The 12,157-nt window shown below is 66.8% G+C and carries 11 protein-coding genes; 4 read left to right on the plus strand and 7 right to left on the minus strand.

What is annotated here, in order from left to right:
* Positions 1 to 45: 45 nt before the first annotated feature.
* On the plus strand, positions 46 to 594 hold the full coding sequence (locus QQ25_RS20770) for a cysteine hydrolase family protein (protein WP_039323111.1): 549 nt from the start codon (positions 46 to 48) through the stop codon (positions 592 to 594).
* Here the strand turns inward: QQ25_RS20770 and QQ25_RS20775 are convergent.
* Positions 583 to 1,503, minus strand: coding sequence for a phosphotransferase (locus tag QQ25_RS20775; protein ID WP_039380744.1), 921 nt, complete (start codon positions 1,501 to 1,503; stop codon positions 583 to 585). The two genes, QQ25_RS20770 and QQ25_RS20775, sit on opposite strands and share 12 nt — an antisense overlap.
* An 81-nt stretch (positions 1,504 to 1,584) precedes the next feature.
* Between QQ25_RS20775 and QQ25_RS20780 the strand changes: the two genes are divergently transcribed.
* A complete protein-coding gene (locus tag QQ25_RS20780; protein ID WP_039380746.1) occupies positions 1,585 to 2,436 on the plus strand; it encodes an NAD-dependent protein deacetylase in 852 nt (283 codons plus the stop codon).
* 525 nt (positions 2,437 to 2,961) lie between these two features.
* The gene (locus tag QQ25_RS20785; RefSeq protein ID WP_039322200.1) at positions 2,962 to 3,507 is read left to right on the plus strand and encodes a DUF5994 family protein; all 546 of its coding nucleotides are present in this window, start codon (positions 2,962 to 2,964) and stop codon (positions 3,505 to 3,507) included.
* Positions 3,508 to 3,533: 26 nt separating this feature from the next.
* Here the strand turns inward: QQ25_RS20785 and QQ25_RS20790 are convergent, their stop codons facing one another.
* Positions 3,534 to 4,814, minus strand: a complete 1,281-nt coding sequence (locus tag QQ25_RS20790; protein ID WP_039380748.1) for a cytochrome P450 — start codon at positions 4,812 to 4,814, stop codon at positions 3,534 to 3,536.
* A 66-nt stretch (positions 4,815 to 4,880) separates the two neighbouring features.
* Between QQ25_RS20790 and QQ25_RS20795 the strand changes: the two genes are divergently transcribed.
* Positions 4,881 to 5,516 (plus strand): TetR/AcrR family transcriptional regulator, encoded by a 636-nt coding sequence (locus tag QQ25_RS20795; protein WP_039380750.1) that lies wholly within the window; start codon positions 4,881 to 4,883, stop codon positions 5,514 to 5,516.
* A 48-nt stretch (positions 5,517 to 5,564) separates the two neighbouring features.
* Here QQ25_RS20795 and proB read toward each other — a convergent pair whose 3' ends face one another.
* The 5 genes from proB to rne form a co-directional block, all read right to left on the minus strand.
* On the minus strand, positions 5,565 to 6,698 hold the full coding sequence (gene proB / locus QQ25_RS20800) for a glutamate 5-kinase (protein WP_039322208.1): 1,134 nt from the start codon (positions 6,696 to 6,698) through the stop codon (positions 5,565 to 5,567).
* Positions 6,695 to 8,143, minus strand: coding sequence for a GTPase ObgE (obgE, locus tag QQ25_RS20805; RefSeq protein ID WP_039380754.1), 1,449 nt, complete (start codon positions 8,141 to 8,143; stop codon positions 6,695 to 6,697). Before obgE ends, proB begins: the two co-directional genes overlap by 4 nt.
* A 171-nt stretch (positions 8,144 to 8,314) precedes the next feature.
* On the minus strand, positions 8,315 to 8,581 hold the full coding sequence (gene rpmA, locus QQ25_RS20810; RefSeq protein WP_003879727.1) for a 50S ribosomal protein L27: 267 nt from the start codon (positions 8,579 to 8,581) through the stop codon (positions 8,315 to 8,317).
* Between the two features lie 15 nt (positions 8,582 to 8,596).
* On the minus strand, positions 8,597 to 8,908 hold the full coding sequence (gene rplU, locus QQ25_RS20815) for a 50S ribosomal protein L21 (protein ID WP_039322231.1): 312 nt from the start codon (positions 8,906 to 8,908) through the stop codon (positions 8,597 to 8,599).
* A gap of 176 nt (positions 8,909 to 9,084) precedes the next feature.
* On the minus strand, positions 9,085 to 12,153 hold the full coding sequence (gene rne, locus QQ25_RS20820) for a ribonuclease E (RefSeq protein WP_039380756.1): 3,069 nt from the start codon (positions 12,151 to 12,153) through the stop codon (positions 9,085 to 9,087).
* Between the last annotated feature and the right edge of the window lie 4 nt (positions 12,154 to 12,157).

The raw sequence follows: 12,157 nt of genomic DNA on the forward strand, positions 1-12,157 counted from the left end.
TTGCCTGGAAAGCGTCAAGTTTGGGTGACGGGGTATCAACAGATCATGAGCAGAACCGCTGTCTTGGTCATCGACATGCTCAACGCCTACCGGCACGAGGATGCCGAGAAGCTGGCGCCGAACGTGGCCGAGATCATCGATCCGCTGGCCAACCTGGTCGGTTCCGCGCACCAGCGCGATGACGTCGATCTCATCTATGTCAACGACAACTACGGTGATTTCACTGCCGAGTTCAGCGACATCGTCCACGCCGCGCTCGACGGTGAGCGGCCGGATCTGGTCAGCCCGATCGTGCCGCGCGACGGCTGCCTACTCCTGACGAAAGTGCGCCACAGCGCGTTCTACGCCACCGCCCTGGACTATCTGCTCGGACGGCTGGGCACCGAGCGGCTGGTGCTGACCGGCCAGGTCACCGAGCAGTGCATCCTCTACACCGCGTTGGACGCCTACGTCCGGCACTTCGACGTGGTGGTCCCAGCCGACGCGGTCGCCCACATCGACGCCGAACTCGGCAAGGCGGCGTTGCAGATGATGGAGCGCAACATGAGCGCCGAAATTCTGCCCGCCGCCGAGTGTCTGGAGTCACGCCAATGACGGTGTGGCCCGCCAGGATTCGACCGTAGGACCCATTCCGTCGGCGAGCAGCGGCAGCTGCGGAACCAGGGCCAGGACGCTGACCATGTTCAGCATCGCCGCGGCGTTCACCAGGTGCTGGACGTCGGGATTCGTCGTCCGGAGCCCGTGCGTTCGCGCCGCCTCGTCATACTCGGCCACGGCTGCCGGGTCGGCCAGCGCGAGATCCCACTCGACCGGGCCACACGTGACTTCTTCGAAGTCGGAGAACCGCAAGCCGGCGGTGGTCCTGATGACGTTGTAGGACGGCCCATCTCCGTGAATCGTCTGCACGCCCACGTCGGGAAACCTGGCCTCGAACGCCGCACGGTCGGACAACACCGACCGCAGCACCGCGTACTCCGCGCGGGCCCGGGCAATATCGGCCGGGGACAACAGCGCGCAGCCATCGAGGTTGTCCAACATGGCCGCCAGGGACCGGTTGAACGGCGTGAGGAACGGCAATTCGGCTGGATACTCGGCGAGGGCCGCGTGCAGTTCGGCGCAATGGGTCATCGGGACCGGGGCATACGGCACGTGATCCTCAGCGACATCGGCCAATTCCCAGAACGTCATTCCGAACCCGTCGCGGCGCACCGGCGATCGGGGCACCAACGCCGATGGCGGCACCACTGCGACGCCGTGATCATCCAGCCAGTCCGCCGCGTCCAGTTCGCGCCGCTGCCGCTCTGCCTGGGCCTCCACCGACATTGCCGGCGGCAATACCACCTGGACGCGCGCCACGACCGACGCCGGTTCCAGGTGGACGACGACCGAGAACGCGTCGTGCAGCACCGTCGCCCGGTCGACTTCCAGCCCTAGCGCACGGCCCGCATCGAGCGCGGCGCGAGCAGCCGTGTGTGTACGGTCAGCCAGTTCATCGGGGGTCACCCACCCGATGATTCCTCACGTTCGATCACAGCCTCGACGTTCGGTGGTGTCCGAATTGACGGCACATCTACCCTCGAATGGGTGGATGCCCCCGAACTCGTCTCCCTGTTGCAGGGCCGCCGCGTGGCGGTGCTGACCGGTGCCGGGATGTCGACCGATTCTGGGATCCCCGACTACCGCGGTCCTGATTCCCCGCCCAGCAATCCGATGACGATCCGGCAGTTCACCTCCGACCCGGTGTTCCGACAGCGGTACTGGGCCCGCAATCACATCGGCTGGCGCCACATGGACGCGACTTTGCCCAATGCCGGGCACCGGGCGCTGGCCGCGCTGGAATCCGCGGGGGTGGTGAGCGGCCTGGTAACCCAGAACGTGGACCTGCTGCACAGCAAGGCCGGCAGCCGGTCGGTGGTCGATCTGCACGGCACCTACGCGCAGGTGATCTGCCTGGATTGCGGCGCGACCATGCGTCGCGACGAGCTGGCGGTGTTACTGGAAGCGGCCAATCCGGGGTTCGCCGAACGGGCAGGGTCGGCCGGCGGCATCGCGGTGGCCCCCGACGCTGACGCCGTGGTGCGCGAGACGGATTCTTTCGCCGTCGTGGACTGCCCGGTCTGTGGAGGCATGCTCAAACCCGACATCGTCTACTTCGGCGAGAGTGTTCCCAAAGCCCGTGTCGAACAAGCGTATTCGATGGTCGACGACGCCGAGGCGCTGTTGGTGGCGGGGTCCTCGCTCACGGTCTATTCGGGCTACCGATTCGTCCGGCATGCCGCCGCGCACAACATCCCGGTGGGAATCATCAATCGCGGCCCGACCCGCGGTGACGAACTGGCCACCGTCAAGGTCGAGGCGGGATGTTCGGAGATGTTGGCGCTGCTGGCCGGTGAACTCACGACAACCACAACGTCAACTGCCCCGGTATCGGCATAGCGACGCCCAAAACCCTTGCCGAGTAAAGGGGTTCCGCGCCGGCTACCCGTCCGGTCAGACCGGACCGGACGTTGACAGCGCCGGATGGGCGGCGTCTACTGGAGGCAGCGGTACAGATGAGGTCGGACCATGCATGTCCACAAAGCACGTGACGCGATATCCATCTCAGCTTCTGCATGCCTGAGGCCGTGGCACCCATGATCATGCTGGTTTCGGCACTGTTGCACAGTCTCACAGCCGGGGAGCCGGCGGCCAGCAGAGCCGCCGACAGCCGGCGAACCATCGACAGAATTCGCCGGAGAAAGCGATTCGCCGATTGCTGCCGGGACAACCGGCTGGCACACCAACAACGATGCGATGAGCCCGACACCCTGCGATAGCGCACGAGACTGCAAACCTGAGAAGGCACCGGGTCTGACGGCGTAAGCTCAGACCTGTCGGCGGTACTTCGAACACGCGGCCTATCGACGTGTCATCGCTGATTTGCAGGATAGGGCCGAATCCGGCCAAGACGGGAGCGTCGCCATGACGCCACAGCAGACACGCAAGAACGACCAGAACTCCACCGTGCCGGCGCACACACCACGGCTGCGGTTGAAACCCAAAGCCCCCCAAACCGGATATGTGGACGGGGCATGGTGGCCCCATTCCGACGACCTCACCGCAGAACTGCCGGATCTGCTGGCGGTGCTCTCAGTTCGCCTGGGCCGCATCGAGCGGGTCCTGTACCACGCCCAGGCGTGGCCCGGTACGCCACGCAAATTCGTCACCGGTGGGCGGACGGTACGCCTGGACGGGTACCGGCTTCAACCGATGAACACCGTCGAGATTCTCGGCCTCGACGGCGACCGGCTCGCCTTGCTGGTGATCCCACCACACACCGACGCCGACGACGCCCACGCCACCATGATGACCGCGGCCGAACCCGACAACGCAGTCAGCGTCGACGGATTGCTCATGACCACAGAGCGCGACCGGGCATGGCGCAACCAGGTATCCACCGCTCAAGAACGCTGGGAATCAGACAGCGAAGCCACCGCATCCCGGGAGCGGGTGCAGGCCCGGGCCTGACCGGCGCCGCCTCAGATGGCCTGGGCTCAGGAGAACGTGCACGGCATCGACCGGACGGCGTGCACGAAATTGCCCTGCAGGTAGGCCGGTTCGGCCGCGGCGATGTCTGGCAGTTGGTGCAACAGTTCACCGAAGATCGCCCGCAGCTGTGTCCGGGCGAGGTGCGCGCCCAGGCAGAAGTGGCGCCCACCGCCACCGAACCCCAAGTGTGGGTTGGGCTTTCGGTTCAGGTCGAAAACGTCGGGCCGGTTGAACACCTGGGTGTCCCAGTTGCCCGAGGCATAGAACATCACCACCTTGTCCCCCGCCTCGATCCGTCGCCCGCCGAGGTCGACGTCGACTGCGGCGGTGCGGCGAAAGGTCATCACCGGAGTCGCCCACCGGACGAACTCCTCCACGGCGCCGCCGATCCGGTCGTCGAAGTCCGCCATGAGCCAGGCACGTTGGTCGGGGTGGTCGGTCAGTGCCTTGAGTGCGTGGCTGGTCGTCTGTCGTGTGGTGTCGTTACCGGCCACCGCGAGAAGGACGAAGAATGCCGCTATCTCGGCGTCGGTCAGCCGGTCCCCGTCGACCTCGGCCAGCACCAGAGCGCTGATCAGGTCATTGCCGGGTCGCTCTCGGCGCTGCGCCGCCAGGCTGTTCGCCACCTGATGGAGATACATCTGATTCTCCAGCAGCACTTCCAGCGGGTTGCGCCCGGCCAGATACACCGGGTCGGACCACGACACCAGGGCGTCGGCGGCATGTGCCACCTGCTGACGTTCTGACTCGGGGATGCCGACCATGTCGGACAGCGTGCGGATGGGCAATTCCTTGGCGCATTGGTCGACGAAGTCCACCCCGGCGCCGGCGGCCTTGAGCTCGGCCACGATCTGCCGTGCGTTCGCCTTGATCGAGGTTTCGATGCGGGCTACCTGCCGGGGTGTGAACGCAGCGTGCACCAGCTTGCGGATCAACGTGTGCCGCGGCGCATCCATGGCGAGGAACGACTGCGACGCTTCCAGCAGTTCGGCCGGGATGTTCTCGAACAGCACGCCGCTGCCGGACAGGTACGTCTCACTGTCGCGGCTGACGGTGACGATGTCGGCGTGCCGGGTGACCGCCCAGAACCCACGATCGGCGGGATCGTGCATCAGCGAGTCCTCGACCGGTGGGTGCCAACTGACCGGGCGGGAGGCCCGCAACTGCGCGAAGGAGGCTTCGCGATCAGCGGCCGTGGCGGCCCAGAACGCCCGCGACGACAGGTCGATCGGGTCGTAGGCACGCGCGTCGAGATTCGAGGCCGGTGTGATGGGCAACACAGTCATGACGGTGACGATAGGTCTAGACACTATGTCTAGTCAAGGTGTGACGAATGCAGATAGGCTGCGTTCATGGCATCGGTAACGCGAAAGCCGCAGGCCAACCGGACGGAACGCCGCGAGCGGATCGAACGGCAACTGCTCGACGCCACTGACCGGTTGATGGCAGATGGCACCAGCTTCACCGAACTCAGCGTCGACAAGCTGGCCACCGAGGCCGGAATCTCCCGGGCCAGTTTCTACATATATTTCGAGGACAAGGGCCATCTGCTGCGCCGACTGGCCACGCAGGTATTCGGCGATCTCAGCGACGCCGCCCAGCAGTGGTGGGGCGTCGCATCCCGGCGCGACCCCGCCGACGTCCACACCGCCATGTCAGGCATCATCGCCAGCTACCGGCGACATCAGCCGGTGTTGATCGCGCTGAACGAGATGTCAGCCTACGACCCACTTGTCGGACAGACCTATCGCGAGCTGCTCGCCGGAATCTCCGACCGACTCACCCGGGTGATCGAGGACGGCCACGCCAATGGGTCGATCCGGTCACGATTGCCTGCGGCTGTCACCGCGAGCACTCTGACCTGGATGGTGGAGCGGACCTGTCACCAGAATCTGCCGTCCCAGCCGCCGTCCTATGACGCCGAGCTGGCCGAGACGCTCACTGAAATAATCTGGGGCGCACTCTATCTGGAGTCCTCACCCCGGTGATTTGTGGAGTTATGACCGTGCTCGGGACGGCTGAAACTCCTCAAATCGCTAGGTGGCGACCAGATCGTCGGCGTGCACCGCGGGGCGGCGCAGCTCTGCCGGCAGGTCGGGCGTCGAGCGGCCGATGATCGCAGCCAACTCCGACGCCTCGTAGGCCACCACGCCCCGCGCGACCGTCCGCCCGTCGAGCGCCCGCAGATCCACCACGTCCCCACCGTGGAATTGACCGGTGACTGCAGTGATCCCGGCGGGCAGCAGCGAGCGCCGTTGCTTGACGACCGCACGTACCGCGCCGTCGTCGAGCGTCAACGCCCCGTGCGACTCCGCGGCGTGGCGCACCCAGAACCGCCGCGCTGACATCCGCTCCGGCCGCGGCGCGAACACCGTGCCCACCGAGGCATCGCTGAGTGCGGCAGCCGCATCGGCCGCGGCCGCCAACAGCACGGGCACCCCGGCGTCGGCGGCCAGAAGCGCAGAGGACAGCTTCGAGGCCATGCCACCGGTGCCCAAGTTGCTACCTCCGCCGGCCACCACGCCGTCGAGATCCCCGCGCGCGGCGACCTCAGGGATGAAGCGGGCCGGGTTGTCCGAGGGCGCTTTCCGCGGGTCACCGTCGTAGAGGCCATCGATGTCGGACAGCAGGATCAGGGCGTCGGCGCCCACCAACTGGGCCACCAGCGCCGAGAGCCGGTCGTTGTCACCGAATCTGATCTCGTTGGTGGCCACGGTGTCGTTCTCGTTGACGATCGCGACCGCGTGCAGGGCACGCAACCGGTCCAGCGTGCGCTGGGCGTTGTTGTGCTGCACCCGCATCGCGATGTCCTGGGCCGTCAACAGCACCTGCCCGACGGTGCGGCTGTACACCGCGAACGCCGAACTCCAGGCGTTGACCAGGGCCACCTGTCCGACGCTGGCCGCCGCCTGCTTGGTGGCCAGATCCGTTGGGCGCTTGGTCAGTCCGAGGGGTTCGATACCGGCGGCGATGGCACCGGACGAGACGATCACCAGATCGGAGCCGGCTTTCATGCGACCTTCGATGGCCTCCACCAGCACGGCGAGCCGGCCGGCGTCGAACACACCGGACGGAGTGGTGAGCGCAGTGGTGCCGATCTTGACGACGACCCTGCGTGCCGTGCGAATCGCGTCGCGATGTGCCGAGTGCGCAGACTCCACGCTCGTCACTCGTCTTCACTCCCCGGGTGGCGGCGCTCCTTCCGCGCAGCCTTGCGTTCGGCGGCCCCGATACGGTCGATCTGCTCGAGCCGGATGTCAGTGCCTCGCCCGGTCAACGGCATGTCCACACCGGCGGGAGTCTGCGGCTCCCAATCGAAGGTCATGTCGCCGATGGTCACCGCACAGCCGGGCTTGGCGCCCTTCTTCCACAGCGCGTCCTCGACACCCAACCGCGCCAACCGGTCACCGAGATAACCGACGGCCTCGTCGTTGTCGAAGTTGGTCTGGGCGATCCAGCGCTCGGGACGGGTACCACGCACCAAAAATCCACCGTATCCGTCCGACTCCACGGTGAAGCCGCTCTCGTCGACGGCGATCGGCCGGATCACCGGACGCCTCGGCACCACCGCAGGCTGTGCGTCGCGGTAGGCCTTCACCATCTCCCACAACGCAAAGATCAAGGGGCGCAGGCCATCACGGCTCACCGTCGAGATCTCGTACACCGGCCAACCGAACTGCGAGGCCACCTCTTCCCGCACGAAGTCGGCCAACTCGCGGGCATCGGGAACGTCGATCTTGTTGAGCACCACCGCACGCGGCCGTGACGCCAGGTCGCCCAGCGTGGAATCGCCCTGCAGAGTCGGCGTGTAGGCGGCCAGCTCGGCCTCCAGCGCCTCGATATCGGAGATCGGGTCACGCCCCGGCTCCATGGTGGCGCAGTCCACGACATGCACCAGCACCGCGCAGCGCTCAAGGTGCCGCAGGAATTCCAGGCCGAGACCCCGGCCCTCGGACGCTCCGGGGATCAGACCGGGGACGTCGGCGACCGTGAAGGTGTTGTCTCCCGCCGACACCACGCCCAGGTTGGGCACCAGAGTGGTGAACGGATAGTCGGCGATCTTGGGCTTGGCCGCCGAGATGGTCGACACCAGGGAAGATTTGCCCGCCGAGGGGAAGCCGATCAGGCCCACATCGGCGACGGTCTTGAGTTCCAGCGTGAGGTCACGCGACTGGCCCTTCTCGCCCAGCAGGGCGAAGCCCGGGGCCTTACGGGCCCGCGAAGCCAGGGCCGCGTTACCGAGACCGCCGCGACCACCTTGTGCGGCTTCGAAGCGGGTGCCGGCACCGACCATGTCGGCCAGCATGCGGCCGTTCTCGTCGAGCACCACCGTGCCATCCGGCACGCGCACGATCAGGTCATCGCCTGCGGCGCCGTCACGGTTGCTGCCCGCGCCCTGCTTACCCGAGGGTGCGACGACATGGGGATGGAAGTGGAAGTCCAGCAGGGTGTGAACCTGCGGATCAACGACGAGCACGATGCTGCCGCCACGACCGCCGTTGCCGCCGTCAGGCCCGCCGAGGGGTTTGAATTTCTCGCGGTGCACCGACGCGCAGCCGTGGCCGCCGCTACCTGCACTCGCATGGATGACGACGCGGTCTACAAACCGGGGCATCGGACATCCTCTCCGTCGAATGTGAAGCTATCGCGAAAGTTCCTTCGAGACCTCGCAGCTGCTTCACATTCGCGGAGAATCCTCGCGCAAGCGCTCGGTTGAACTTCGGCTCCTCGCGCAAGCGCTCGGTTGAACTTCGGCTCCTCGCGCAAGCGCTCGTCAGCGAAAGTCTCAGGCCTCCGGGCGCGGCACGGGAACAATGTTCACGTGCTTGCGGCCACGCTTGGAACCGAACTCCACCGAGCCGGGGGCCAGCGCGAACAGCGTGTCGTCGCCGCCACGGCCGACGTTGACGCCGGGGTGGAAGTGCGTGCCGCGCTGACGGACGAGGATCTCGCCGGCCTTGACGACCTGACCACCGAAACGCTTGACGCCGAGCCGCTGTGCTGCGGACTCACGACCGTTGCGCGAGCTGGAAGCGCCCTTCTTGTGTGCCATTAGTTCGCTCCCTCGCTACTTGATGCCAGTGACCTTGAGCACGGTCAGCTGCTGACGGTGCCCCTGGCGCTTGTGGTAACCGGTCTTGTTCTTGAACTTGTGGATGCGGATCTTGGGACCCTTGGTGTGCTCCAGCACCTCGCCGGTCACGGCGACCTTGGCCAGGTCATCGGCCTTGCTGGTGACCTTGGCACCGTCGACCACCAGGGCGACGGGCAGCGACACCGACGCGCCCGGCTCGGATTCGAGCTTCTCAACCTTCACCACGTCACCGACGGCAACCTTGTACTGCTTGCCGCCGGTCTTGACGATTGCGTATGTCGCCATCGTGTCCTCTGCTCTGCTGCTCTCTGCGGGCGCGCGCTACCGGTCGGTGCGTGCGCGGGTCTTGGGTGGCGGGATGCCCCGCCGTCACCGGCCTGAACTACAGGCTCTGGAGACAACTGGTCAAGGGTACTTGACCAGCGGGTAGAGGGTCAAACCGCCCGGAAGCCGCCCATCTTCTACTCATGGACGGGCGGTCCCGCGGGCCTGGCTGCGGCCCGCCGACGGACCCGGCCACGGCTGGGCGGCGTCACCACGACGGTCACCGGAGGCTCGTAGCTGTCCTCGTCCGAATCGTCATCCGATTCGTCGTCGTCATCAGAGTCATCGTCGTCGGAGTCATCATCGGCATCGGAGTCATCGATGTCGTCCAGGTCGTCGTCTTCGTCGTCCGCATCGAGATCATCGTCGTCGAGGTCGATCTCATCCTCGTCGGATTCGTCTTCCGGCTCGGTGTCGTCTTCGGACTCCTCGACATCCTGCTCGTCGAACTCGCCTTCGGGTGCCTCATCGGACACCGCGGCACGCTCCGGCGCGCCCTGCTCGTCGTCTTCGGCTTCGTGCGCACGACCGACAGAATGCTCGTGTTCGTCGAAGTCCTCGTCGCCTTCGTGATCCTCGTGGTCGCGACCGTTCGCCGCGGCCATCGCCTTGAACATCGGATGCTCGGCGGCGGCATGTGCCGGCACCTTGGGAATCTGAACCTCTTCGGGCTCGGGACGGGCATTGCCCTTCTTGCCCCGCTTGCTGCGGCGACCGCTGCCGCTGCCGCCGTTCGAATCGGCCTTGCGTCCGCCCCCGCTCGACGACGCGGTGTCGACCGGGTCGCCGTGCAGCACGATGCCGCGGCCCGCGCAGTGGGTGCACGTCGTCGAGAACGCCTCGACCAGACCGGTTCCCAACTTCTTCCGGGTCAGCTGCACGAGGCCCAGCGACGTCACCTCGGAAACCTGGTGGCGGGTACGGTCACGGCCCAGCGCCTCGGTCAACCTGCGCAGCACCAGATCACGGTTCGATTCGAGCACCATGTCGATGAAGTCGATGACCACGATGCCGCCGATGTCGCGCAACCGGAGCTGCCGGACGATCTCCTCGGCGGCTTCCAGGTTGTTGCGGGTCACGGTCTGCTCGAGGTTGCCGCCGGCGCCGGTGAACTTGCCGGTGTTGACGTCGACGACGGTCATCGCCTCGGTGCGGTCGATGACCAGGGTTCCGCCCGAGGGCAGCCACACCTTGCGATCCATCGCCTTGGCCAGCTGCTCTTCGATGCGGTGCACGGCGAAAACGTCGGGAGCGTCGGCGCCACCGGCGGGTTCGTACTTGGTGAGCCGCCCCACCAGGTCCGGAGCAACGGTGTGGACGTAGGAGTTGATCGTCTCCCAGGCATCGTCGCCGGAGACGATCAGGCCCGAGAAGTCCTCGTTGAACAGGTCGCGGATGACCTTGACCAGCACATCGGGCTCTTCGTAGAGCGCGACGGCGGCGCCGGCCTTCTTGGCGGTGACCTCGGCGGACTTGGCCTCGATCTCGGTCCAGCGCTGCTGCAGCCGCTCGACGTCGGAGCGGATGTCCTCTTCTTTGACGCCCTCGGAGGCGGTGCGGATGATCACGCCCGCATCGGCAGGTACGACCTCTTTGAGAATCTCCTTGAGCCGCTGGCGTTCGGTGTCGGGCAGCTTGCGGCTGATCCCGGTCGACGACGCGCCGGGGACGTAGACCAGGTAGCGGCCGGCCAGCGACACCTGCGTGGTGAGTCGAGCACCCTTGTGCCCCACCGGATCCTTGCTGACCTGGACCAACACATAGTCGCCCGGCTTGAGGGCCTGCTCGATCTTGCGGTTGGACCCGCCGAGACCGGCGGCCTCCCAGTTCACCTCGCCTGCGTAGAGCACGCCGTTGCGGCCACGGCCGATGTCGACGAACGCGGCCTCCATGGAAGGCAGCACGTTCTGCACGATGCCCAGGTAGATGTTGCCGACCAAAGACGCCGAAGCGGCAGAGGTCACGAAGTGCTCCACGACCACGCCGTCTTCCAGCACCGCGATCTGGGTGTAGCGGGCGCCTTCGTGCGGGGGCTCGGTGCGTACCTTGTCGCGCACGATCATCGTGCGTTCGACGGCCTCGCGGCGGGCCAGGAACTCCGCCTCGCTCAGGATCGGGGGGCGGCGACGGCCGGCGTCGCGGCCGTCGCGGCGGCGCTGACGCTTGGCCTCCAGACGGGTCGATCCGCTGATCCCCTGGATCTCCGAATCATCGCTGCTCTTGCCCGATCGCTCGGCGCGCGGCGCGCGCTCGTGAACGACGGTGTTGGGCGGGTCGTCGGGAGAAGCCGCGTCGTCGTTGTCGCCGGAGCCGGACTTACGCCTGCGGCGACGACGCCGACGGCGGGTGCTGCCGTCGCTGCCTGTGGAGTCCTCGTCGTTGCCCTCGTCCGACTCGTCGGAGTCCTCATCGGAATCCTGGTCCGACTCGTTCTGGTCGTCGGGGGTGTCGGAATCCGGGCCCGAAGCCGCGCCGGATTCGAACCCGTTGTCGTCCGCCTGCTCACCGCGGCCACGACCACGGCCCCGACGGCCCCGGCGGCGCCGGCGCGCGGCGGGACGATCCGCCTGCTCGTCGTCCGTCTCGGAGTCGGCATCGCCGGTGTCGCCGTCTTCTTCGTCTTCGTCGTCGTCATCCTCGTCGACGTGCACTTGCACGAAGCTGACGGGCTGGGGCGCGACGAACAGCGGCAGGTAATCGGCGCGTTCGGCGTGGGGCTCACGGGCCGGGGGGATGTTCGCCGTCTCGAGGATCAACCGCGACTCGGGCTCATCGCCGACCAGGACGGCGTCGGCCTCCGCCTGCGCCTGCGCAGTGGGCTCGGCGGTGGGCTCGGCATCGGGCCGGACGGATTCGGTGACGGTCACGGCGACCGCCTCGACCTGTACCGGTTCTGCCTGCGCTGCCTCTGCCTGCTCGGCGGCCGCCGCGGTGGCCGCTTCGGTGGCCACTTCAACAGCTGCTTCAGTGGCCGCCGCTTCGGTCGAACCGACGGCGAGCGCCTCACGGACCCGCTCGGCGTCGACCTTGTCGATGGTGGAGTGCGCACTGCGCTGACGCCCGTCGAACTCGGCAAGGGCATCGAGCACGCGCCTGCTGGTGGTGCCGAGTACCCGCGCCAGGGAGTGGACTCTCAGCCGCTCGGGCAGTCCCTCCTGTTGCGGAGTCTGGGTTGATAGGTCGTCATTCTGGGCATCTTCGGCCACGAAT

Source organism: Mycolicibacterium setense (assembly GCF_000805385.1).
Taxonomy (GTDB): Bacteria; Actinomycetota; Actinomycetes; order Mycobacteriales; family Mycobacteriaceae; genus Mycobacterium; species Mycobacterium setense.